The sequence below is a fragment of the Hafnia sp. HMSC23F03 genome (assembly GCF_001816025.1).
Classification (GTDB): domain Bacteria; phylum Pseudomonadota; class Gammaproteobacteria; order Enterobacterales; family Enterobacteriaceae; genus Hafnia; species Hafnia paralvei.
Genome location: NZ_KV824242.1, coordinates 212,331 through 237,456, shown reverse-complemented (window position 1 = coordinate 237,456; position 25,126 = coordinate 212,331). Strand labels below are relative to the sequence as shown.

Annotated in this window: 19 protein-coding genes; 9 read left to right on the top strand and 10 right to left on the bottom strand. The window is 48.7% G+C overall.

Annotation, left to right across the window (positions count from 1 at the left end):
- Nucleotides 1–93: 93 nt before the first annotated feature.
- The 6 genes from selB to glpT all read right to left on the bottom strand — a co-directional run bounded on the left by selB (nt 94) and on the right by glpT (nt 7,976).
- Complete coding sequence (selB, locus tag HMPREF3091_RS19590; protein ID WP_070718258.1) at nt 94–1,962, bottom strand: selenocysteine-specific translation elongation factor; 1,869 nt, start codon at nt 1,960–1,962, stop codon at nt 94–96.
- Nucleotides 1,959–3,362 carry an L-seryl-tRNA(Sec) selenium transferase gene (gene selA, locus HMPREF3091_RS19585; RefSeq protein WP_070718255.1) on the bottom strand — a complete coding sequence of 468 codons (1,404 nt, stop codon included), beginning with the start codon at nt 3,360–3,362 and terminating at the stop codon, nt 1,959–1,961. The genes selB and selA overlap by 4 nt, the downstream gene beginning before the upstream one ends.
- Nucleotides 3,363–3,464: 102 nt before the next feature.
- Entirely contained in the window at nt 3,465–4,076 is a 612-nt protein-coding gene (locus tag HMPREF3091_RS19580; protein WP_070718253.1) for a glutathione S-transferase, read from the bottom strand.
- A 204-nt stretch (nt 4,077–4,280) separates the two neighbouring features.
- On the bottom strand, nt 4,281–4,559 hold the full coding sequence (locus HMPREF3091_RS19575; protein WP_008815373.1) for a YdgH/BhsA/McbA family protein: 279 nt from the start codon (nt 4,557–4,559) through the stop codon (nt 4,281–4,283).
- A gap of 840 nt (nt 4,560–5,399) precedes the next feature.
- Nucleotides 5,400–6,476 carry a glycerophosphodiester phosphodiesterase gene (gene glpQ, locus HMPREF3091_RS19570; protein WP_004097194.1) on the bottom strand — a complete coding sequence of 359 codons (1,077 nt, stop codon included), beginning with the start codon at nt 6,474–6,476 and terminating at the stop codon, nt 5,400–5,402.
- A gap of 144 nt (nt 6,477–6,620) precedes the next feature.
- The gene (gene glpT / locus HMPREF3091_RS19565) at nt 6,621–7,976 is read right to left on the bottom strand and encodes a glycerol-3-phosphate transporter (RefSeq protein ID WP_008815371.1); all 1,356 of its coding nucleotides are present in this window, start codon (nt 7,974–7,976) and stop codon (nt 6,621–6,623) included.
- A 447-nt stretch (nt 7,977–8,423) separates the two neighbouring features.
- Between glpT and glpA the strand changes: the two genes are divergently transcribed.
- From glpA to HMPREF3091_RS19535, 5 genes are all read left to right on the top strand, one after another.
- On the top strand, nt 8,424–10,079 hold the full coding sequence (gene glpA, locus HMPREF3091_RS19560) for an anaerobic glycerol-3-phosphate dehydrogenase subunit A (protein WP_070718251.1): 1,656 nt from the start codon (nt 8,424–8,426) through the stop codon (nt 10,077–10,079).
- Nucleotides 10,069–11,340 carry a glycerol-3-phosphate dehydrogenase subunit GlpB gene (glpB, locus tag HMPREF3091_RS19555; protein ID WP_070718250.1) on the top strand — a complete coding sequence of 424 codons (1,272 nt, stop codon included), beginning with the start codon at nt 10,069–10,071 and terminating at the stop codon, nt 11,338–11,340. The genes glpA and glpB overlap by 11 nt, the downstream gene beginning before the upstream one ends.
- On the top strand, nt 11,337–12,536 hold the full coding sequence (gene glpC, locus HMPREF3091_RS19550; protein ID WP_070718247.1) for an anaerobic glycerol-3-phosphate dehydrogenase subunit GlpC: 1,200 nt from the start codon (nt 11,337–11,339) through the stop codon (nt 12,534–12,536). Before glpB ends, glpC begins: the two co-directional genes overlap by 4 nt.
- A gap of 539 nt (nt 12,537–13,075) precedes the next feature.
- Nucleotides 13,076–14,647 (top strand): PTS transporter subunit EIIC, encoded by a 1,572-nt coding sequence (locus HMPREF3091_RS19540; protein ID WP_070718241.1) that lies wholly within the window; start codon nt 13,076–13,078, stop codon nt 14,645–14,647.
- A gap of 13 nt (nt 14,648–14,660) precedes the next feature.
- A complete protein-coding gene (locus tag HMPREF3091_RS19535) occupies nt 14,661–16,040 on the top strand; it encodes a family 4 glycosyl hydrolase (RefSeq protein WP_070718239.1) in 1,380 nt (459 codons plus the stop codon).
- A 31-nt stretch (nt 16,041–16,071) separates the two neighbouring features.
- On the opposite strand, the gene HMPREF3091_RS19530 is transcribed toward HMPREF3091_RS19535, so the two are convergent.
- Complete coding sequence (locus HMPREF3091_RS19530; protein ID WP_070718234.1) at nt 16,072–16,782, bottom strand: MurR/RpiR family transcriptional regulator; 711 nt, start codon at nt 16,780–16,782, stop codon at nt 16,072–16,074.
- Between the two features lie 138 nt (nt 16,783–16,920).
- On the opposite strand from HMPREF3091_RS19530, the gene HMPREF3091_RS19525 reads away from it, so the two are divergent.
- The 4 genes from HMPREF3091_RS19525 to HMPREF3091_RS19510 all read left to right on the top strand — a co-directional run bounded on the left by HMPREF3091_RS19525 (nt 16,921) and on the right by HMPREF3091_RS19510 (nt 22,073).
- Complete coding sequence (locus HMPREF3091_RS19525) at nt 16,921–18,105, top strand: MFS transporter (protein ID WP_070718402.1); 1,185 nt, start codon at nt 16,921–16,923, stop codon at nt 18,103–18,105.
- 227 nt (nt 18,106–18,332) lie between these two features.
- Nucleotides 18,333–19,748: a PTS trehalose transporter subunit IIBC gene (treB, locus tag HMPREF3091_RS19520; protein ID WP_004097204.1), complete on the top strand. Its 1,416-nt coding sequence runs from the start codon at nt 18,333–18,335 to the stop codon at nt 19,746–19,748.
- A gap of 57 nt (nt 19,749–19,805) precedes the next feature.
- Entirely contained in the window at nt 19,806–21,455 is a 1,650-nt protein-coding gene (gene treC / locus HMPREF3091_RS19515; RefSeq protein ID WP_070718231.1) for an alpha,alpha-phosphotrehalase, read from the top strand.
- A gap of 150 nt (nt 21,456–21,605) precedes the next feature.
- The gene (locus HMPREF3091_RS19510; RefSeq protein ID WP_070718229.1) at nt 21,606–22,073 is read left to right on the top strand and encodes a NanQ anomerase/TabA/YiaL family protein; all 468 of its coding nucleotides are present in this window, start codon (nt 21,606–21,608) and stop codon (nt 22,071–22,073) included.
- Nucleotides 22,074–22,148: 75 nt separating this feature from the next.
- On the opposite strand, the gene allS is transcribed toward HMPREF3091_RS19510, so the two are convergent.
- The 3 genes from allS to HMPREF3091_RS19495 form a co-directional block, all read right to left on the bottom strand.
- Nucleotides 22,149–23,078, bottom strand: a complete 930-nt coding sequence (gene allS / locus HMPREF3091_RS19505; protein ID WP_035504383.1) for an HTH-type transcriptional activator AllS — start codon at nt 23,076–23,078, stop codon at nt 22,149–22,151.
- A 1-nt stretch (nt 23,079) separates the two neighbouring features.
- The gene (locus HMPREF3091_RS19500) at nt 23,080–23,754 is read right to left on the bottom strand and encodes an oxamate carbamoyltransferase subunit AllH family protein (protein ID WP_083321472.1); all 675 of its coding nucleotides are present in this window, start codon (nt 23,752–23,754) and stop codon (nt 23,080–23,082) included.
- Nucleotides 23,755–23,875: 121 nt separating this feature from the next.
- Complete coding sequence (locus HMPREF3091_RS19495) at nt 23,876–25,117, bottom strand: YlbE family protein (RefSeq protein WP_070718223.1); 1,242 nt, start codon at nt 25,115–25,117, stop codon at nt 23,876–23,878.
- Between the last annotated feature and the right edge of the window lie 9 nt (nt 25,118–25,126).

Sequence of the window (25,126 nt, the reverse complement as noted above, 5' to 3'; positions counted from 1 at the left end):
CGTTAGGTCATAACGCGGGCCGATAGGGGGGGAATATACGGAAGGGATCACAGTTTGGTGCGCAAATGCGCACCAAAAGGCCATTAATCGGAATTACTCATCGCTGAATAGCGCGCTGTCTCGGAGTAAATGATCGTTGCCACGACGGCGGGTAAACCCACTGCGATCGAAAAACTCAAGGATCTGGATGGCAAGTTTACGGCCAACGCCTAGACGATCGCGGAAATCTGCTGCTGAAGTACTGCCTTGAGTTGCATCCATTGCACGGATCAGATCGGCAAACTGGTGCATGCGTTCGGTGCGATAGTAGCGATCTTTGACTACGGCGGTGATATACCCTTGCAGCGCCGCCTGACGCAGTAACTGGCGCATTTCGTTTTCATCAACCTTCAATTCATTGGCCAGATCGCGTACCCACCAAGGCGCATCCTGCATCAATGGCTCGACATTTTCCCACAATGCCTGTTGGGTAGGGCTCATGGTTAAACCATGTTGAGGCAGATGCAGCCAACCGCGGCTATTTACAATGAGTTTGTTAGCGAGCAACTGGTTGATAAGCGTAAACACCAGAGATTCTGGCTCAACGGGGAGCGCCATGCGACGCAGGCGCGCCCGGCCTACGCCCATCTGATCGTTATGCTGCTCATGGAACAAGGCAAGCGTATCTAGCAAACGCTGTTGGAACTGATTAGCTAATTCGTTAGACAGCGCATAGTCACCGACTACGAGCAGATCATCGGAGTGGAACAGTTCGCTACAGTGTTCTGCGGTGAGCTGACGTTCCCAAGCAAAATTAGGAATCGAAAGCGTGCCCTTTGGCAGACGGAGTGCGAGCACCTCCGCATCGGATTTAGCGTTAGCAAGTTGTTGAAGCCAATTCAAAAAGACGGGGAGACGTTTGCCTCGACGCGGAGATGAAATCTGCAAAACGCGTGCGGCACCCAGCGTGGTTCGAGCGGAGATATCGCGCATGATCAGCGTGTCGTTTTCGACCAGCCACAGCGGGCTATCAAGCACCAACTCAGCCAACTGAACCACGCTTTCTGGCGACTGTTCTTCCAGTAGAGAGATACGGCCAGTGATATGGCTGGCAGCATGGTGCAGATGCAGCGGCTGCCAATGCTGAATTGGCGCGATGGGATCGAGCGCAACCAGAATCCGCGTACTTGCCGCTTCAGATGGACGCTGGGCCAGTAGCCAATCGCCACGGCTAATCTGATCTTTATTCACTTCGCCGCTGAGATTTAACGCAATGCGTTGGCCTGCATGAGCATTCTCTGATGGTTGATTCTGAGCGTGAATTCCGCGTACGCGTACCGGTCGATCGCAGCCGGTCAACCATAAGCTATCGCCTACGCTGACACGTCCGGCCAAGGCGGTGCCGGTAACGACGAGACCGGCACCTTTCACGCTAAAGGCGCGGTCAATTGCTAGACGAAAGCGTTTGTCTAAATGGGCTGGCGTCTCGGTCAATGCGATGAGGTGTGTCCGCAACGCTTCAATGCCATCACCCTGTGAAGCTGCGGTAACAAATATAGGGGCATCGCGCCATCCCATCTGATTGAGCAACTCAGTGACCTGCTCATGGACTTCATTGATACGTTCACTCTCTACGCGATCGGCTTTGGTTAGCGCAACGGTTAGCGCGGGTTTGCCCGCCAAGCGTAACAGCGTGAGGTGTTCACGCGTTTGCGCCATCACCCCGTCATCGCAGGCGACGACCAGCAAAGCGTGTGGAATGCCACCGATCCCTGCCAGCATGTTAGCGAGAAACTTTTCATGGCCGGGGACATCGATAAAACCCAGCACCATACCATTTTCTAAAGGGAGATAGGCATAGCCGAGATCGATCGTCATACCGCGGCGTTTTTCTTCCGGCAAGCGGTCTGCATCAACGCCGGTTAACGCCTGTAGCAGGGTGGTTTTTCCGTGGTCAACGTGCCCAGCGGTTGCAATAATCATGGGCGTAACTCCTGTAATAACGCGTGCAAAAGTCCTTCTTCATCTTCTAGACAGCGTAAGTCCAGCCATAGTTTACCTTCGCCGATACGGCCAATGACCGGACACGGTAGGGCGCGACATTGCTGAGAAAGCGCTTCTAGTTCGCCACCTTTTCCACTGTGCGGCATGAATGTAATCGCGACGCTGGGGAGGCGGTCAATAGGGAGTGAACCGCTGCCTATCTGCGACTGGCATGGCGTAATGGCTACGTTAAACTGCTCGGCGAAATGGCGTTGCAGCGGCGGCAATAGGCGCTCGGCGCAGGCGCGAATCTCTGACTCAGGGCGTGTCATATGGCGCAGCGTTGGCAGTGATTGTGCGAGTTTATCCGGCTGCTGATAGAGCTGGAGCGTAGCGTCGAGCGCCGCCAGCGTCATCTTGCCGCAACGCAGCGCACGTTTGAGCGGGTGGTTTTGCAGTTGCTCAATTAATTTGCGCTTGCCGACGATAATGCCTGCCTGAGGGCCGCCGAGTAGTTTATCTCCGGAGAAGCTCACTAAATCTACGCCGTCGGCGATCAGTACCTGCGGCATGGGTTCTGTTGGCAAACCGTAGCAGGCCATGTCGATCAGAGAACCACTGCCCAGATCGGTGATGACCGGAATACCCGTTTCCTGCCCCAAGGCGACCAGCTCAGCTTCGTTAACCGCTGAGGTAAAGCCTTGAATCGCATAGTTACTGGTATGCACCTTCATCAGCAATGCCGTATTTTCATTGATCGCTTGGCGATAATCTTTCAGATGGGTGCGGTTGGTGGTGCCGACTTCAGCCAGTTCGCAGCCTGCCTGACGCATGACGTCTGGAATGCGAAATGCGCCGCCGATCTCCACCAGTTCACCACGCGAGACAATAACCTGTTTGTTGTTGGCTAACGCGGCCAGCATCAGCAATACCGCAGCGGCATTATTGTTGACGATACAGGCATCTTCCGCGCCGGTTAATTCACACAGTCGGTCGGCTATCGCGCGGTCGCGGTGCCCTCGGCCTGCACCGTCGAGATCATACTCCAGCGTGACTGAGTGGCGCATAGCGAGAGCAGTGGCGTCGATGGCCTGTTCAGCCAGCAGTGCGCGGCCTAGATTGGTATGCAACACGGTGCCTGTAAGGTTAAACACCTGCTGTAACGCGTTCTTCTGGCTAGCGGAGAGCTGATGAGCGACAGCCAGTTCCCAGTTTTCGCACCACGCGGGAAGCTGTTGCTCGGCACGAATGCGGTCGCGCGCCTGCTGTTGCAGCTCACGCAGGGTTTTGGTGACGAGCTGTGTGCCATAGGTTTTCAACAGGGGTTGAAAAGTGTCGTCGCGTAACAGGGTATCGACGGACGGAATTTGACTGTAAAGAGTCTGGCTGTCTGCGCTCATGGTGATCTCACGCCTTTATCATCGTAATGGCGAATATGATAAAGGCTGAGGGCGCAAGAATATACCCTTCATCCTTGAAGGTGCATTATCGGTTCTGCTCAATCAGGTGACCGGTGGTTCCGTGCGGGTAAAGCTTTCACGTTTAAATAAACGTTCGGCCAGTTTCACCAGCTCTGGACGATTCACGCACCAGTTTGGCGCGACGCGACGAAAGTTGAGATACCCCAGACAGCAGCCGGTTGCGACGTCAGCTAATGTCATCTGCGGTCCGTTGATCCATTTGCCGTCTTTGGCATGTTTTTCCATCGCGTCTAAACCGAGATCGATTTTGCTGCGTTGGCGGATGATCCAATCGCTATTTTGTTTATCCGCAGGGCGCATCATTTCTTGCACCAAAAGCACCGCCGCATCGCAGATACCGTCTGACAGGGCTTCTAGCTGACGAATACGCAGCGCCTGTTGGCGATCTTCGGGTAAAAATTTGGGTGAGGCATCCAAGAGATCGACGTATTCAGCGATAATCGGTGAGTCATAAAAAATTTCACCGTCAGCGGTCACTAACGCGGGGATTTTGCCAAGCGGATTGTATTGCGGTACGTGAGTTGTGCTTTCCCACGGAATATCATTAACAAATTCAAAGGTTAGCCCTTTTTCCAACAGCAGTATAAAGATTTTTCGCACGTAGGGGCTGGTATAGCTGCCAATGAGTTTCATTGTCCCTGTCCTTATCCAATAGTTGAGAGTTTATAGCCGCCATACTTCAAGCTGCATTTGTGGTGGCTGCGTGCGCTCACTGGCTGTCTCAATGCAACTCGAGTTATGTGGGGTAATTAAAAGGATTTAGGGATGAGTATGGCAGAAACGCCTAGCTTAGAAAGGGGGAACCGACCACGGTATGAGGCCGGTTGATAAAATAGTTTACTTCTTCTTATAAATCTCAGCGGTACCGCGGGCAATATCTCCCATGCCTTCAGTGCCCACAGAGGTGATACGATAAGCATCAGCATCTTTTTCTTCGGCTTTTTTCTCCAATTTTTTCACAATATCGTCCATGGTTCCGTCACGAACTTCTGCGCTGACATCGCCGATTTTGGTGTATTTCTCCATATCGGAATGTTTGATTTCGTCGGCTGCGCTAGAGAATGCAGAGAAAGAAAGCAGAGAGGCCCCTGCGATTGCCAGAAGATATTTATTCATTTCTTTAATCCTCGATTTATTATTGGGTTACTGATTTTGGGTCAATGAGACGCTCAAAACAGCATTGTGACGCCTAACAAGAGGAGATGATTGAGAGCGCTAATGAGCGTGTTTTTTGAACACCTTTTAAGCGTAGTGGATATTTTCAGAAATGATAGAAGAAAACGGTCTAGTGGAACTGCAGGAGACGTGGCCCCTGCATGAAAAGAGTGCAGTATGCTTATTGACGCCTATTTAAGGATAATGAGGCGTTGAGATGATAGTGAATAGAGGAATAATAACGATATTTAGGATTAAATATACCCAAAAGAATAATAAGCCTAAGTTATTCCGCGTTTGTCGTTGGTATACATAAACGGGAAATAAAAACATCCAAGCCCAGTGTGGTAAAAAAGCATTTTGTTGTTTTAGAAAACGTCTATCAGAGAAAAAAAAGAAAAAATTAATGATAATCGCTAAGAGAGGAAGTATACAATATAGCGCAATTGATGCTCTTAAAAGTATAAAGCTAAGTACAGTGAATATTATGGGTGAAATGATTATTAAGGAGATGAATTGCCAGTCGTTAAGCTTTTTTGGTGGGTAACTTTGATGATTCAATTTTATATGTCCTTATTTCTATTTGATTAAATTCCGTTTTGTTATTGATAGTGCTTATGGTTTATGTCGTCATTTAATGATAATGCTAATATCAGAAATTCATCTCATGACAATAATGTTTATTATAGAATGACTGATAATGCAGACAACCCTTTTTATTATTCGTGATTGAACTGTTGATATAGGATAAGAAAGCAGGGAGCGTATGCTCCCTGTATAGATAATGATGAGACTTAAATATTATTTATGTTGACCTTGTTTTTCTAAGAACTGCACGCCTTTATCTGGGAAATCAGTAAATGCCCCATCAACGCCGGCTTTGTTGTAGATCAGATCGTACAGTTGATCGCCGTTACTCACGTAGTCAGGCAATGCGTCAACGCGAATGGTATAGGGGTGCACTACCATTTTGACTGCGTGAGCGTCGGTGACCATCGCGGTGAGTTTAGGGTTCTCTTTGGTAGCATCTTTACCCACTAACATATGGTAATCAGGGCCAATACCATCAGCGTATTGAGCAATCTGTTTCATGGCGCCTGGCTTGAACATCCAGTCGTAATCGTAGTTTACCCATGTACCGTCAGGTTTCTTCTCGTAGGTTTCATTCCAGTCGGTATAGGCGATTAACTGAACCAGTTTCAGATCCATGCCCATCTTAGGTTCAAGCTCATTTTTAATGCGTTTGAGCTCGTTAGGATCGAAACATTGCAGGTAGACGTTATCGTTCTTGCCGGTATAGCCGTATTGCTTAAGCACCTGCAAAACTTTGGTGGAGATATCTTTGCCTTCCTGCTGGTGGAACCACGGCGCTTTGATCTCTGGGTAAATCCCGATATTTTTACCCGTTGAGTGGTTTAGACCCTGAACGAATTCAATCTCTTCTTCAAAGGTATGGATACGGAAATCCGATTTGCCCATGGGGAAACGGCCCGGATAGCTTTGCACACGCTTGCCGTCTTTTATGTCAAAGCCTTCGGTGAATTTCAGAGACTTGATTTCATCGAGCGTGAAATCGATAGCGTAATAGCGACCATCCTTGCGCGCGCGATCTGGGAAACGGTCAGCGACGTCGGTGACGCGATCTAGATAATGATCGTGTAGTACAACCAGATGGTCATCTTTGGTCATCACCAGATCTTGTTCTAAATAATCAGCCCCTTGGGCATAGGCCATTGCCTTGGATGGCAAGGAGTGCTCAGGTAGGTATCCGCTCGCCCCGCGATGGGCGATAACCACTTTATCGGCAGCCTGAGCGCTCATCGCCAGAGTTCCGCTTAGCAGCAGGCCCGCCATAATAGTATTGAGTCGTAGGTTCATGGTTTTCCCTTATTATTTTCCACGCCCGTTTTGCTTCGCACTGCATTTTATTGATATGTAGATTGAATAAATTAGGCGCTACCGAGGTAAAAAAAGGCCGCGACGCAAGGAGTTACGACGCGGCCTAATGAAACATATTAATAGTTAGTTTCCGCGGTTTGCCGCGATCTGTTCGTGATGTTTCTTCTCGTTGATCATCACGATTAACAGCAGGATAACGGCCAGAATGCTACCGCCAATCATCACCATAAAGCCGCCGTCCCAGCCGAAGAAGTCAACGGTGTAGCCCACGATGGCGCTAGCAGCAACGGAGCCGCCAAGGTAACCAAACAGACCGGTAAATCCGGCTGCGGTACCCGCCGCTTTCTTCGGTGCCAGTTCAAGCGCGTGCAGGCCGATCAGCATCACAGGACCGTAGATCAGGAAGCCGATGATGATCATACAAGCCATATCGACGCCAGGGTTACCGGCCGGGTTCATCCAGTAGACGATGGTGGCGATGGTCACCAGCACCATGAAGAACACGCCTGTTGCGCCACGGTTGCCGCGGAAGACTTTATCCGACATCCAGCCACACAGCAGGGTGCCCGGAATGCCCGCGTATTCATACAGGAAGTAAGCCCAAGAGGATTTATCCAGCGCGAAGTGTTTCACTTCTTTCAGGTACGTTGGTGACCAGTCCAAAATGCCATAGCGCAGCAGATAAACAAACACGTTAGCGATAGCGATGTACCACAGCAGTTTGTTTGGCAGCACGTACTGCATGAAGATTTGTTTTGCGGTCAGTTCTTCTTCTGCTTTTTCACTGTAATCATCTGGATAGTCGTTTTTATATTCTTCAATCGGTGGCAGGCCACAAGACTGAGGAGTATCACGCATCAGACCAAAAGCGATCAGAGCCACTAAGATCGCGGCGATAGCCGGCATATAGAGTGCGGCGTGCCAGTCGTTAAACCACGCCATACCCAGCAGGAACAGCAGTGGAGGTAAACCGCCACCCACGTTATGGGCACAGTTCCAGACCGAAACGATACTGCCGCGCTCTTTCTGCGACCACCAGTGAACCATGGTTCGGCCACACGGAGGCCATCCCATTCCTTGGAACCAGCCACACAGGAACAGCAGCACGAACATCACTGCGATGCTTGATGTAGCCCACGGCACAAAGCCCATGAACAGCATGACGGCGGCCGCCAAGATCAAACCCGCAGGTAAGAAGACGCGTGGGTTGGAGCGGTCGGAGACCGAGCCCATGATAAATTTGGAAAAACCGTAGGCGATGGAGATACCTGAAAGCGCAAAACCTAGGTCGCCACGAGAGAAGCCTTGCTCGATGAGGTAAGGCATGGCCAGAGTAAAGTTTTTACGCACCAGATAGTAGGCCGCGTAACCGAAGAAGATCCCCATGAAGATCTGCCAACGTAAGCGACGATAGGTCGGATCGACCTGCGCGTCAGGCAGTCGCTTGACGTGCGCTGCGGGTTTAAAAATGCTTAACATATAGATATGCCTCCGATGGCTTTCTCATTCTTTTGTGTTTCCTTTATCGATTCCCCAGTGAGTTCGGTAAAGGTCTGCTGTGCGCCTATGATAAATAGAACAGCAATGTTTTAATTGTTGTGCCGTTTTCCATTCAGCAAAGTGTGTTCCATTTTCTTTTTCGAGCGTAGGGTATTCAAACGCGCATTTCTTTACTGTGAGAGATCGCTCAAATTGTTACAGTTTTATGAATGCGATGCTGATTTTGAGCGGTTAGTTAATTTTTTGAAACCAAAAATCATACTATCCCAGTGATAATGATCACAAAAATGGTTAAATGCGCGCTAATCACTTTCGTTTTGTGCGCGTATTTGCTCCTTATCAAACAATTTCTGTGTGGGTTATGTCTTAATAGCCTTAATCGTTTTATCCGCATATTCATTGTTGTGAAAAGGTCGGGAGCCATTCATGTTACAAAGCCCAGCGACACAAGAGACTGATGTCATCATCATCGGGGGCGGTGCTACCGGTGCAGGGATTGCACGCGACTGCGCACGGCGTGGCCTACGCTGCATTTTATTGGAACGTCACGATATTGCCACGGGAGCAACCGGTCGTAACCATGGCTTATTGCACAGCGGTGCGCGTTATGCGGTAACCGATGGCGAATCCGCGCGTGAATGTATTGAAGAAAATAAAATTCTTAAGCGGATTGCTCGCCATTGCGTAGAACGTTCTGACGGGCTTTTTATCACGCTTCCTGAAGACGATTTGGGTTTTCAGTCTGGCTTTATTGAAGCCTGCCAAAAAGCGGGTATTGATGCACAGGCCATCGATCCGAAAGAAGCACTACGGCTTGAGCCTGCGGCAAACCCAGCGTTGATTGGTGCGGTACGCGTTCCTGATGGCACTGTCGATCCTTTCCGTTTAACCGCAGCGAACATGTTGGATGCTCGTGAGCATGGAGCACAAGTACTGACCTATCATGAAGTTAGCGGTTTGTTACGCCATGGTGATCGGATTACCGGCGTGCGCGTTATCGACCATAAATCCCGTGAAAGTTATGAAATTCACGCACAGATCGTGGTGAATGCAGCAGGGATCTGGGGGCAACATATTGCCGAATACGCGGATCTCCGCGTACGTATGTTCCCAGCTAAAGGCGCGTTGCTGATCCTAGGGCATCGTATTAACAACATGGTGATCAACCGTTGTCGTAAGCCCGCTGACGCCGATATTTTGGTGCCTGGTGATACTATTTCGCTGATCGGAACTACATCCACGCATATCGATTACGATCAAATCGACAATATGATCGTAACGCCAGAAGAGGTGGATATTCTGATCCGAGAAGGTGAAAAACTCTCACCTAAGCTGGCAAGAACCCGTATTTTGCGTGCTTATGCAGGTGTGCGTCCATTGGTGGCGAGCGATGACGATCCGAGCGGACGCAACGTTAGTCGTGGCATTGTTTTACTCGATCACGCGGTGCGCGATGGTTTGGAAGGCTTTATCACCATTACCGGTGGCAAGCTGATGACCTATCGTCTAATGGCGGAATGGGCTACAGATAAAGTCTGCGAAAAATTGGGCATCACGGCCGCTTGCACCACGGCGACAGAGGCATTACCCGGTTCTCAACATTCTGCAGAAGAGACGCTGCGCAAGGTGATTTCACTGCCGGCGACGATCCGTGGTTCCGCGGTGTATCGGCATGGCGATCGCGCCGATCGCATGCTGGCAGGGGATCGTTTGAGCAACAGTCTGGTGTGTGAGTGCGAAGCGGTCACCGCGGGTGAAGTACGCTATGCGGTTGATTCTCTGACGGTGAACAATTTGGTCGATCTACGTCGCCGTACGCGAGTGGGGATGGGCACCTGTCAGGGTGAGCTATGCGCTTGTCGAGCCGCTGGATTACTCAACCGCTTTAAAGTCACCACGCCAAAACAGTCTATCGATCAACTGTCTCATTTCCTTAATGAACGCTGGAAAGGCGTACGTCCGATAGCGTGGGGCGATGCGCTACGTGAAAGCGAGTTTACCGCTTGGGTTTACCAAGGTTTATGTGGCATGGAAGCACCTGAGGTGAACCAGAGTGTTCAGGAGAATGACAATGAAATTTGATACGGTAATGATCGGTGGTGGCTTAGCTGGGTTGTTGTGTGGCATTCGTTTGGCTGAAGCGGGACAAAAGTGTGCGATCGTTAGCTCCGGTCAAAGTGCGCTGCATTTCTCCTCTGGCTCCTTGGACTTACTCTGCCAACTGCCAGACGGCAGCCCTGTAGAACAGCCGTTTGCGGCGCTAGAAGCGCTGTCAGTGCAGGCTCCTCAACATCCTTACAGCCTGATGGGACACGATGCCGTGGTTCGTTATGCGGCTGAGTCAGAGCGTTTGTTAGAACGCAGTGGGCTGGCGCTGGTGGGAAGTTGCCAACAGAATCATTTACGTGTGACCCCGCTAGGGACCCGCCGCACCACTTGGCTGAGCCCGAATGAAGTTCCAGTGAGTGCTCTAGAGGAACCTCTGCCGTGGAAACGTGTATTGGTGGCGGGCATTGAGGGATTCCTCGATTTCCAACCGCACTTGGTGGCCAACTCTTTGGCAGAGCAGGGCATTGAAACCAAAATTGCTGAGCTGACGCTGCCCGCACTCGATCGTTTGCGTAATAACCCAAGTGAATTCCGTGCGGTGAATATTGCCCGCGTGCTGGATTTACCTGATAACCAACAGCTTCTGATCGAAGAGCTAAACCGTTTAGCTCAGCAGGTTGACGCTATCATCATGCCAGCCTGTGTCGGCATGGAGCAGGCTGACGCGCTAGAGCACCTACGTTCGCGGGTGAAAACGCCGTTGCTGCTATTGCCAACCTTACCGCCTTCTGTGCTGGGTATGCGTTTGCACCATCTATTACGCCGTCGTTTTCAGGCGTTGGGCGGCGTGATCATGCCTGGTGATGCGGTGCTAAGAGCCGATCTGGACGAGGGTAAAGAGGTTAGAATTTATACGCGTAACCATACCGATATTCCTCTGCGTGCCCACAACGTCGTGCTCGCCAGCGGAAGTTTCTTTAGCAACGGTTTAAAAGCGGATTTCAATGGCGTTACTGAGCCCGTATTTGGTTTAGACGTGATTAGCGAAAGTGCCCGAGCAAACTGGAGTCAGGAGAATATGTTTGCCCCCCAACCTTATTTACAGTTTGGGGTGAAAACGGATTCACAGCTACGGCCAACGATTGATGGCCAGCCGGTGAGTAATCTGCGTGTTATTGGCGCGGTTTTAGGCGGCTATGATCCTATTCAACAAGGCTGTGGGGCTGGTGTGTCAATGTTGACGGCCTTGCATGCGGCAGAACTTATTTTGGCTAAGGCGGAGGGCGCGCTATGAGCCTACTTGCAGATAACAGTTTCGAGAATTGCATTAAATGCACCGTGTGTACCACCTATTGTCCGGTCGCGAAGGTCAACCCGAACTACCCTGGGCCGAAACAGGCAGGGCCAGACGGCGAGCGTCTGCGCTTAAAAGATCCCCTGCTTTATGATGATGCACTGAAATATTGTACCAACTGTAAGCGTTGTGAGGTCGCCTGTCCGTCAGACGTGAAAATCGGCGATATCATTCAGCGTGCTAAAGCGAATTACAGCCAACATAAACCCACGCTGCGCGATGCTATTCTGAGCCATACCGATTTGATGGGGACATTATCCACGCCGTTCGCCCCGATTGTGAATATGACCACAGGCCTTAAACCAGTACGTAAATTGCTGGATAAGGCGCTGAAAATCGATCACCGCCGTGAGCTGCCAAAATACTCACTGGGTACATTCCGCCACTGGTATAAGAAACAGGCGGCAGAGCAGACCAAATTTGCAGATCAGGTCGCGTTCTTCCACGGCTGCTTTGTTAACTATAACCATCCTCAACTGGGTAAAGATCTGGTGAGCGTATTTAACGCGATGGGGATTGGTGTACAGCTGTTGAAGCGTGAGAAATGCTGCGGTGTTCCTTTGATCGCTAATGGTTTTATTGAGCAGGCGAAAAAGCAGGCGCGCGTGAATGCTGAATCATTGACCGATGCCGTGATCGGGAAAGGGATCCCAGTGGTGGCGACCTCTTCTACCTGTGCGTTCACCATTCGTGATGAATACCCACATGTGCTGGATGTAGATACTACGCAGGTGCGCGAACACGTAGAGCTAGCAACGCGCTATCTTTATCGCATGTTAGACGGCGGGCGTGAACTGAAGCTCAAAAGCACGCCGATGAAAATCGCCTATCACACGCCGTGCCACATGGAAAAAATGGGCTGGACTCCGTATACGTTGGCCTTGTTGCAGATGATCCCCGGTGTTGAGCTAACGGTTCTCGACTCTCAATGCTGTGGTATTGCAGGCACCTATGGTTTCAAAAAAGAAAACTATGAGACGTCACAGGGAATTGGCGCAGGCCTGTTCCGCCAGATTGAGGAGAGCGGTGTCGATTTAGTGGTGACCGACTGTGAAACCTGTAAGTGGCAAATAGAGATGTCGACAAGTAAGAAGTGTGAGCATCCCATTTCGTTGTTGGCGAGGGCATTAGCTTAAGATTTTATCTGCTGATATTTTGCGGTTGCGGTGTAAGGTTTAGACCGCCTATTAGTAACCGTTTTTGCATATAACCTCAGTCGAAGGCGTCCGATGAGAGCCCCATTGCGTGGGGCTCTCAACTTTTGCGCTTTAATCCGCTCCCATCCAGAGCGCCCCAAACTCCGTCGGTACATCCTTGTACCGGCGGCTCTCCCTACCAAGGCTTAAACTTTTAAACGGTAAAAACAAAGACAAAGCAATATTGTTTTGTCTTTATCGTATTTGAAAGAATGTACGCATGTTAGCGCCATCGGCAGGGATTTTGCTGGCTGACGAAATATTTAGTGTCTGTCACATAAACTCTGGAATAACAAAATCTGTGTTTCACAATAAAGTGATTTACGTTGCCTTAAAGCCGAAACAGGTGTGCATTTCGAGGCTGTTTGTGCCTATTTTTTGCAACAGGTTCCTTTTAAAAAATAGAGTTGCTATAAAGTCTGTACTGGAAGTGAACTTATTATAATTAATTCAACCCTACTAATAATAAAGGAACAACTATGTCTGGAATACGGCAACGTACTCTGGAGAGTATGCAGCAATTCTCCAGAGCGATGATCGGTGCAGTGTTGTTTTTGCCAGTAATTGGTTTAATTCTGGCGTTTAGCTCAATCTTAACTAACCCAACGCTTATTTCGGAAACGAGTTTTCTCCATCAAATAGGCCAGTTATTAGGTGACACCTTTTGGCCTCTTTTTGGTAATTTAGGTTTGCTTTTCTGTGTGGGTATTAGTTATGGATTAGCCAAAGATAAAAAAACAGAAGTCGCGCTGGTTTCTGTTATGTGCTTTATTATGTTTCTTGGCGCTAATCATTCTTGGCTTGAGCATACAAATGCGATAGCCGATAAAATAAATGGTGAGTATTATGGCACGGGGCAAACTCAATTATTGGGTTTTGTCGTTGTCGATATGGGGATATTTCTCGGTATTATTCTTGGCTGCACTATTGCTTGGGTACATAATAAAGTTTCATCAATAGAATTACCCGGTGCGCTCTCTATGTATGGCGGTGCAAAGCTGACTCTCATTGCGATGACACCGGTAGTGATTGTTTATGCTATCGCCTTCACGTGGTTCTGGCCAATAATGACTCACGGCATCACGGCGATGACTGGTTTTATGAAAAACGCAGGCGTTGCGGGTGTTTTTGTTTATGGTTTCTTTGAGAAGTTTTTAATCCCAACAGGTTTGCACCATTTTGTTTGGTCTCCTTTCCAGCTTACACAAATTGGGGGCTCGTTAACGGTAGATGGTCAAACGGTATCAGGTACACAGGCTATCTTCCTTGCCTATATGCGCCATCCTGACCTGACACCCGTCATGAACGATGCGCTACGTTTCTCTCAGCAAGGCATGACGACTATTTTTGGTTTGTCCGGTGCTGCTTTGGCTTTTTATCATACTGCAAAGCCTGAAAAGAAAATGCTTGCCAAGGCCGTTTTACTGCCCGCCATCATTACTTCGATTTTAACCGGTATTACCGAGCCTATTGAGTTTACATTCCTATTTATTTCTCCTCTGTTGTGGTTTATACACGCCACATTAACCGCTGCATCTCAGGCAATTTGTGATTTGTTAAGTGTGAGGCCATGGGGAGCGTCAGGGTTAATTGAATTCCTGGCCTATAACCTACCATTGCCTGTTTCATTAACACGCTGGCCACTCTATGTGTTAATCGGTATCGGTCAATTTATCGCGTATTACGTCATCTTCCGCACTATTGTGGTGAAATTAAAACTTAAAACGCCGGGTCGTGAAGATGACGACGAAGTGAAACTGTATAACAAGAAAGATTATCAAGAAAAAATACAGCAAGGTAAGAGCGGTAAGGAGACACAAGTCGGTGAAATTATTAAAGGGCTAGGCGGAAAACAGAACATTATCTCTATCGATAATTGTTTCACTCGCCTACGTGTAGCCATTCATGATTTAAACCTCGTAGATGATGCCGTATTGAAAACAACCGGCGCAAGTGGCGTGGTGCGAAACAGAAATGAAGTTCAGGTTATATATGGCGTCAAAGTTGGGCAGGTGCGTTCCAAAGTTGATACCTGGCTAGCGGATAACTAATTGTGGAGTATTTATGAAACTGACAGTATTGGGTGGCGGTGGTGTACGTTCCGCATTTTTGGCAAAATCTTTGGCTTATAATGCGCATCGGATTGGGTTGGAGAAAGTCGTTTTTCTCGATAGTTCAGAAGATAATCTGTCTATCTTTGGTGAGATCGCCCGTTATATTTTTGAAACTATCCGACCAGATATTGAATTTAGCTTAACGACCGATCCGGTGACCGCGTTGCAGGGAGCCAACTACGTGATTACCACATTACGAGTGGGCGGTGATGAAAGCCGTATCCGTGATGAGCGTATTGCGCTTGACCATAATACATTAGGGCAGGAAACCACGGGAGCGGGCGGTTTTGCGATGGCGATGCGCTCTATTCCTGCGATTTTGGATTACTGCTGGTTAATTGAAGAGCATGCGGCTTCTGATGCGATTTTGTTCAACTTTACCAACCCTTCTGGGCTGGTGACAGAGGCCATTATTAAATCCGGTTTTAAACGTCGCGTTTATGGGATTTGTGATGCTCCTTCAGAACTTATTCGTGAACTTCCGGCTATTTTGGACTGTGAGGAAAACGAATTACAGGTTGAATGCTATGGATTGAATCATTTCTCTTGGTTCACGCATTTCACCGTTCGTGGTGAAGACGTTACCGACCGACTGATTAACTCTCCGGATCTGTATAGCAAAACGGCGATGCAGTATTTTTCACCAGAACTGGTTCGTCTGTGTGATAAACAACTGCTGAATGAATACTTATATTATTACTATTACAAAGAAGAAGCCTTGCAGGCGATTAAAGACTCCGGTGAAACGAGAGGGGAACAGATTGCCCGCATCAACCATGAAATGCGTCAAGATCTGCGCCGTATCGATGTTAAAACGAATCCGGCCGAAGCCTTTGATATCTGGATGAGACATTATCTGCGCCGCGAAAATAGCTATATGCAAAATGAATCGCAGCAGGAGAAATTCCACACCAGAGAACCTCTGACGCTACAACAGTTTATCGAAGAGCCGGACAGTGGTGGTTATGCGGGTGTCGCATTAGATATTCTAGAAGCGGTAAACAGTAACACCACAAAACGAATTGTGGTTTCGATTTCAAACAACGATACGCTGGATTTCCTACGGCCTGATGATGTCATTGAAATTAGCTGCGATCTCAGTAAAGAAGGGTTAAAACCGGTTAAGCCAATTCATGTTCCAACCGCACAGAAAAATATGATTTCCTGTGTGAAAGAATATGAGCGTCTAGCGGTGGCCGCCATTTTAAATCAAGACAGAACGCTGGCGGTTAGAGCGTTAATGGCACACCCGCTAGTGGGTTCATGGTCATTGGCGGAGAAACTCGTGGCAGCCTATCTACAAGGGCCACAGTTCCAAAACTGGAAATAAAAAAGAGGCAGGGTACTCTGTGGTACCCTGCTTATCTTTGGTTAAACCACAGTTTGAGAAGATGCTCAAACCCTAGAATACAATAGCCAAAGAATGGATTTGACCAGTAGATATCATCATCATATTTTTGTGGGTCGTGGATAATAAATGAGATATCGGCGGCGTGCGCCAACGGACTCTCATGGTCGCCAGTAAAGCAGACAAGATCGATGTTCTTTTGCTCTAGTGCCTTCACCCAACTGAGTGCTGATGAACTTCTGCCTGATTTTGAAATAATCCAGACGGAATCAAATTTATTGGCATTCTTTTGTTCCAGAATTTCATAATCAGGCCATAGCGCCAAACTGGCATTGACTCCGGTAACCAGAAATTTATTGTAGATATATTGAGCGATGAGTTGGGAGAAACCGCTGCCGTGGATAAGAACCCTTTCTTTTGCTAACCGCTGTAAAATAGATTCTAATTTTTCCTGTGGCTGGATATTCATAAAGTTAACGTCATTAGTCACATCGAGTTTAGGCAGGGTGATATTAAACTTTATGAAATAGACCATTTCGAGCCAGCCGCTGAACTTAAGTTTTTTGGCTAGACGCACGAGAGTTGAAGGATTACTGTAGCATCTCTCGGCCACGCTACGTATACCTTCCTGAATACACTTTTCGGGATTAGCTTGGATATATTGAAGTACGCCAATTTCAGTGTTATTTAATACTGTGTCGCGAAATATGTTTTTTATATCCATTATATGCTCCTATTGTGTTGGAAAGAGATTAACATAGTTAGATATGAATATCTGAATGTCTAATAGATAAATTTTTTATATATGTTAGCGCTTGTTGTGAAAACATTAAACGAAAATAAATCAGTGGAATATAATCACATGGAAAAAAACTTGGCTACACTCGGCTCTACATTTTTTTTATGGGGACTGATCACTGCCATTAACAGCACGCTAGTCTTGTTTTTCTATCACTATTTTAACCTATCGTGGCCTCAGGCCATGTTGATTAATGTCCTTTTTTATGTGGCTCCTTTTGTGACCTGTTTACCCTGTTCTTCGTTGATAGCTTCTCTGGGATATCGCTACGTTTTACGAGCTTCATTGGGCCTGGTGATGGGCGGGTGTCTATTGCTGAGTTATGCATTAAGTCAATATTTCCTTTCACTTTCCATGTGCGCAGTTTTTGTGATTGCAACGGGGGTGGCGGCGTTGCAAGTGGTCGCAAACCCTTACCTCACCTTACTGAGTAAAGAACATAAGCGGGTGGGCAACCTGAGTCTTGCATCGGCAGTTAATTCTTTAGGAACAACATTAGCCCCACTATGTATTGCTTTCGCTCTACAGTATTCCCCCATTGATTATGTCAGCCACAAAGAACCCATCAGATGGATTTGGCTGGGGCTGGCGATATTCTCTGGCATGCTGATAATGATCACTTTCTTGATCAAAATTCCCGATGTGATGCAACCCAAATCAATAGAGCGGAAGTTTGTCCAACTTTGGCAAAATAAAGGTTTTGTTTTTTCCGCCTGCGCTATATTTACCTATGTAGGTGTTGAGGTCACTTTAGGTACTAATACTATTAGCTATCTCACTTCAATAGGTCAGTGGGATGCGGAAGTCGCTATTTCATTAATCTCTTTTTACTGGGGAGGCGCTTTAATTGGTCGTTTTCTCTTTGGTTTTCTTGCCCATAAAGTTAGCCTGCGAAAAGCTTTTTTTACGGTAACCATCACTTCTGCTTTACTCGTATTTTTAGCAATAGTGTTGAATAACACCATCGGCGGATATTTATTACTGTTGATTGGTTTCGCTAATTCAATTATGTATCCTATTATTTTCAGCCACAGTATGAAGACGGTGCCCCAGCTAGCCAATTTGGCCGCAGGTATTTTAATCATGGCAGGAATTGGCGGCGCCGTTGTGCCTTATCTGCAGGCCATGCTGGTAGAAATTATCGCGCTACGGTTTAGCTTCTTATTGCCGTTCGCACTTTATCTGCTATTGGCATGCTGGGGAGCAAAATATCTAGATTCACAGTCACCTTCGGCGACGGGTAACTGATGAAAATCTAGCCAGTGGATTGGCTAGATTTTAACTGTGGATTGCGTTCTGTTTCCTCCATTTCTTTTTCGCTCACCACAATTCTTGTGATCTCTGCCTAGTTTTGGGAACGTTCCCGTTCCATAAAAAGAGAAGAGTGGCTACGCTTTAAACAGCCAGATGTTTATGGATCGAATGATTGAGATCCGCGTTACTCTTAAACCAGAACGAATCTACAGGTACTCATTATGAGCAAGGTAAAACAAGATCAGGTTGATCGGCTGATTACGTTGGTGGGCGGGCGCGGAAATATCGCCACTGTCAGCCATTGTCTTACCCGATTGCGCTTTGTATTGAACGATCCGGCGTTAGCTTCGCCCAAAAAAATTGAAGAGCTGCCGATGGTGAAGGGTTGTTTCACCAATGCTGGGCAGTTTCAGGTCGTTATCGGCATGGACGTCGGTGATTGGTATCAGGCGTTGATCAGCACCGCACATGTGGATGCGAGCGACAAAGAGCAGGCAAAAAAAGCAGCTCGGCAGAATATGAGCTGGTGGGAAATTGCGATCTCTCACTTTGCCGAGATCTTTTTCCCACTGTTACCCGCGCTGATTAGCGGTGGTTTGATTTTGGGATTCCGCAATGTGATCGGTGATATTCCGCTGGTCGATGGGCAACCGCTAACGGCGTTACACCCTGCCTGGAAAACGATTTACGATTTCCTGTGGTTATTGGGCGAAGCCATTTTCTTCTATTTACCGGTTGGCGTCTGTTGGTCGACGGTGAAGAAAATGGGCGGCACGCCCATTCTTGGCATCGTTTTGGGGGTCACTCTGGTTTCCCCACAGTTGATGAACTCTTACATGCTAGGCCAGCAGTTGCCCGACGTGTGGAATTTCGGCTGGTTTACTATTGAGAAAGTGGGTTATCAGGCGCAGGTTATTCCTTCCATGCTGGCTGGTTTAGCACTGGGATGGATTGAAACTCGACTGAAACGTTTAATTCCAGACTATCTCTATCTGGTGGTGGTTCCGGTTACTTCATTGCTGCTGGCGGTATTCTTAGCTCATACCCTGATCGGGCCGTTTGGCCGCATGATTGGCGACGGCGTGGCGTGGTGCGTGAAGTCGGTCATGACGGGCAGTTTTGCCCCTATCGGTGCTGCGCTGTTTGGTTTCTTATATGCGCCGTTGGTGGTGACCGGCGTGCATCAAACGACGTTGGCGATCGATATGCAGATGGTGCAGAGCATGGGCGGAACGCCGGTGTGGCCAATTATCGCACTGTCTAATATTGCGCAGGCCTCTGCGGTATTAGCGATTATTTTTGTCAGTCGCAAAGCCAATGAACGAGAAATCTCTGTGCCAGCCGCTATCTCTGCTTACCTCGGCGTGACCGAACCTGCCATGTACGGTATCAACCTTAAATATCGTTTCCCAATGCTGTGCGCGATGATCGGCGGTGCCTGCGCAGGTCTGATTTGTGGGCTATTTGGCGTGATGGCTAACGGGATTGGCGTTGGGGGCTTGCCTGGCATTCTGTCTATCCAGCCGCGCTTCTGGGGGATCTATGCGGTAGCGATGGTGGTTGCGGTCGTTGTGCCTTTGGTTCTGACTATCTTGGTTTACAAGCGCAAAGAAAAACGCGGCGAGCTGCCGGTATAACGAACTGCTATCTCTTCGTATTTCGTATGCGGAGGGCTGAATAATAGGAATATAACGATGAGTGAAACACTTCCGTGGTGGCAAAACGGGGTGATTTATCAAATCTACCCAAAAAGCTTTCAAGACAGTACTGGCAGCGGCACTGGCGATCTTAACGGCATTATCAGTCGCCTAGACTATCTTGAAAAACTCGGCGTGAGTGCGCTGTGGCTGACGCCGGTATATCCGTCACCGCAGATCGATAATGGCTATGATGTGGCGGATTACTGCGCGATTAACCCTGATTACGGCACGATGGCTGACTTTGAACGCTTGGTGGAACAGGCTCATCAACGTGGAATGCGGATTGTGATGGATATGGTATTTAACCATACCTCAACTCAGCATCCGTGGTTTGTGGCGGCGCAAGACCCAGCGAACGAAAAGCACCATTTTTATATTTGGCGCGATGGTAAAGCAGATGCGCTGCCAAATAACTGGCGCTCAAAATTTGGGGGGGATGCTTGGCAATGGTCTGAAAGCGCAGGTCAGTATTATCTGCATCTGTTTGCGCCTGAGCAGGCGGACTTAAATTGGGAGCACCCGCCGGTACGTGAAGCGTTGAAATCGGTGTGTCATTTCTGGGCTGACAAGGGCGTGGATGGCTTGCGATTAGATGTCATTAATCTGGTGTCCAAGCAGCAAGACTTCCCCGATGATTTACAGGGTGATGGCCGCCGTTTTTACACCGATGGCCCAAGAATTCATGAGTTTCTTGGCGAATTTGGACGTGATGTATTTAAACCTCGTGGGCTTATGACGGTCGGTGAGATGTCGTCAACTCAGCTTGAGCACTGCCAGCGCTATGCGGCGCTAGACGGCAGCGAGCTATCGATGACCTTTAATTTTCACCATCTCAAAGTTGATTATCCCGGCGGGGAGAAATGGACGTTAGCGCGTCCAGACTTTATCGAGCTGAAGAAGATCTTTGCCTATTGGCAGCAGGGAATGCACAACAAAGCGTGGAATGCGCTGTTTTGGTGTAATCACGATCAGCCGCGTATTGTTTCTCGTTTTGGCGACGAAGGCGAGCTGCGCGTGACTGCTGCAAAAATGTTGGCGATGGTTTTACATGGTATGCAGGGAACACCGTATATTTTTCAGGGCGAAGAGATTGGTATGACCAATCCGGGCTTTACGCGTATTGAGCAGTATCGAGACGTAGAAAGCCTGAATATGTTCCGTGAGCTGAGCGCGCAGGGGCGTGAGAGCGCCGAGCTGTTGGCGATTTTAGCCACTAAATCGCGCGATAATAGTCGTACGCCGATGCAGTGGAGCGCCGATAAAAATGCCGGGTTTACTCAAGGCACTCCGTGGATTGAGCCCGCAGGTAACTTCGCCGAAATTAACGCGCAAGCCGCAGTCGCGGACAAAGATTCGGTTTATTACTGCTATCAGGCACTCATTGAGCTTCGCAAGCAATTGCCTTTACTGACATATGGCGACTATGTTGATCTGCTGCCGGAGCATCCATCATTGTGGTGCTATCGTCGCAGCTATCAGGGCCGTGCGCTGTATATTTTGGCCAACCTCAGTGCTCAGCCGCAGTCATTAACGTCGGAGCTGACGTTGCCAGAGCAGGGCGGCATGCTCATGAGCAATTATCCGCAACAGGATGATATTCCCGCTCTATTGCGACCCTATGAAAGTATCTATTGGTTGATGTGAGAAAAGTCGTTTTTTTGGTCCCCCTGTGAAGGGGGATTTTTTTGGGGGAACTATAAGCCAAATTGTGGTTAGTACCTCGTTTCAGCGGTTTCTCTAGAGATATAATAAAACAATGTTTCAAAATAATTTGAATATGACATTGAGGAACTTATGATCACCGGGAATGTTAACCATTTAGCGTTGCTGCCTTATCTCCCTGCTAAGTTAAAGCAGGCTATTCAGTATGTTATGGAAAATATCAACGTCGATTCGGCGTTAGGTCGATTTGATATCGATGGTGAAAACCAGTTTGTGATGGTTTTTAATGATGCAACGTCTCCGGCAGAAGAACGTCGTCAGGAATATCATGGGCGCTATTTAGATATTCAGATTGTGCTCGCCGGACAGGAAAAGATGACCTTTAGCAATTTGGCTGCTCCAGAGGGGCAGGGGGAATGGCTAGAGGGGAGCGACATTGCGTTTTTACCGCTGGATCAGCAGGGGCTTGAAGAGAAAAGCATTATTATGAACCCAGGCGATTTTGTGGTGTTCTATCCTGGAGAGCTACACAAACCAATGTGTTCACCAGGCGACAATGCGCCAGTCAAGAAGGCAGTCGTGAAGATTTTAGTTAACTGATTTTGATGAAGTCGGTTAGTGATTCATCGCAACCCGAGCAGCGGTTGCGATGATTAATCGTTGATGCAAACGCCACTATAGCAGCGTGTATTTGTCGATATTGGTAAGAAAACCACGTATTCGCTCATCGCCATACTTAAACAGTGAAACAATTTCCTGTACCGCTTTACCGTTACGATCTTTACTCCATGCCAGAGACAAAGGCGATGGTTGGCGTTTGTTTTCGACATCTCGCGTTAGCAATTGCCCCCGCTCAATAAACGGTTGGCAAATATTTTTCGGTAAAAATCCCACCCCAAGGCCATCTAGGTGGCACTCAAGCTTGGTCTGCATATCTGGAACCTTAATCTCTTTTTGTCCCGGTAATAGCCAAGCAATACGCTTAGTTAAATTTCGCGAAGTGTCTTCGATATTAATGGCGGGGTATCCGCGCAAGAGCGTATTCGTTAAAGGACCTGAACTTGCGGCTAATGGATGGTGAGGGGCGAGTACAAAGACCCAGCTCACTTCGCCAAATGGTAGGGTGCGGATTGAATTGGAGAGGGATTCAGAGCCTGTCACACCAATGGCGAGTTGGAAATCATCGTAAAGCATGGCATCCCAGACGCCCATATAAACCTGACGCGAAAGTTGGAACTGGGTGAAAGGAAAACGTTGATTCAGCCATGTCAGCAGTTTTGCCGCTGATGACGCATTATAAAGCAGATTATTGACCACGATATTGACCTGCCGTTCAACGCCGTCGTTCACCTGACTTAGTTCGTCGGGCATGGCGTCGATCCAACTTAGCCATTGGTGGCAACGTTCCAGTAAATGCGTTCCCGCAGGTGTAAGACTGACGGTGCGTGTGGTGCGCAGAAATAGCTGCGTTCCCAGACTTTCTTCCAGCGTTTTAATGCGATAGCTGATGGCTGCAGGCGTTTTATGTAGGCATTCCGCAGCTTTGGAGAAGCTACGTGTTTCAGCCACCCGAATAAAAGTGCGGAGCGTTTCTTGATCAAACATTCTATTCAACCCTCCGTAGATGAGCATATTGCCAGCGCAGAGTGAGATCCATTCCCAACAAAGTGTCCGCTCCCGAAGTATGTCCATGATGCAGCATGCTTTCAAGTGAGCGTTCGATACCCTGTGAGCCACATGCGAGTCGGCGTAGAAGCGTGTGTAGGGTGGTGCTGAAATAACCGCGTCTTGCATAGTTAAGATAGCTGGCGCTGACGCTTGTGGTTAATGTTGTCAGCTGCTTTTCGTCGGGAAGGAGTGAAGGCAACTGAGCGGTGTAAGACGTGGCGTGAAGAACGGCCATCATACCTACCAACATGTCATCGCCGCTTGGGGTTAAGCCGGGACCTAAGCCAATAATAGAACGCCAATCTGGGGCGAGGCCCTGCGCCCAGCGAGAAAGCTGTGTTTCGAAAATTTGGAGATAGGGTGATGTCGAGTGAGATATCTGATTGAGCGGCCCACAGAGCCCGGTCGCTTTGCTATAACGCGTCAGATATTGTCCAAGACGCTGCGGCGCTATCTGTAGCGTATCAGGCATGCGCAAACAGAGCGTACGCCGTGGTTTGAGTAATTGAAAATAAGGAGTATGCAAACCACCGTTCATGGCTGTCAGGCGGGTTTCAGGCTCCAAAAACTGGGCGAGTCGGTCAAAGTCAGCGCAGCGTATGACCCATCCCATCGGGCTAATACCCTGTCCATAGCGGTGTAGCGTTAACAATTGATGTGATGCATTACGTAGATTGATGGCGTGATTGAACCGATTTTCACATATCCAGACGCCACTTATTGGCGGTAGGCAATCACTGGCGGCTATCTAGCGCTTGTTCAAAACAAGGCAATGGTGCCCGAACGGTGCCTGCGCCGACCTGACCAATGCCTGCTTCGCGATGGGCAATACCGGTATTGATGAGCGGAGTGATCCCGGTTTCGACGACGCGACGAATATCTAAACCTAAGCATGCGCCTTGGAAATTCCAGGATGGAATTTGCAGCAGCGGATTATGCTGCAAATAGATTTCACTCATTTCTTCAGAGGTTTCTTGCGCTGCGTCCATGCCGCCAGCGCCGACAAACCGCGTGACGCCTGGTGCTGCAATCATCGCTGCACCGCCGATGCCAAAGGTTTCAGTGATGGCGCTATCGCCGATATCGGGGTTAGCGTCATCTTGGCTAAAGCCGGTGAAGAACAGTCCTTGAGGCGTATTGACCGGCGCAGTAAACCAACGATCGCCCAGCCCACTTACGCGAATGCCGAAGTCTCGGCCATTACGTGTCATTGCTGTCACAATGGAACCTGCTTTGATTTCTGCGGCGGCATCCATCACGGCTTTGCAATAAGCCATGGCGAGGTTCAAGAAGAACTGATCGGTTACGCTAAGGAACTGTAAGACTTCACCCAGCCGTGCTTTATCGTCGTTTTGTAGCGCAATTTTAGGCGCCAGCGTGCGCATCAGCAGCGCAGAGGCGGCAATGTTACGCTGGTGGAATTCATCTCCCATCGTGATGGCCTGCGCCATCAGCGCACTGAGATCGATGCCGTTTTCGGTTTCACTCAGCGCCTGTTGCAACACCGGAGCTAAAGTATCTCGCATCCAACGCAGGCGGCGTTGAACGTCTTCGCCATAGGCACCGAAACGCATCACCTTGCCAATGCCTTCATTCAAATTACAGTAGGCACTGTTGCCATGTGTATGATTTTTGACTTCAAGCACTGGCATATTGGCGGAGGTGATCCCTCCCATTGGGCCGACGGCGTTAACATGATGGCAAGGGATAAACGTGATCTCTCCTGCTTCGAGCAGAGCATGAGCCTGCTGTTCATTCTGAGCCCAGCCTTCATAGAGGCATGCACCGAGGCATGCTCCACGCATCGGCCCCGTCATATCCTGCCATTCAATCGGTGGTCCGGCGTGCAGTAAGGTTTTCCCCTGACGTAGCGCTGGAATAACGTCTTTCGCCAAATGAACACCGGTCCAGAATGGGCGGGCTTCTTTAATGCGTGCCACGATCGCCTCATTGGCGTGCGTAATAGATGAGTACATAGCAGACCT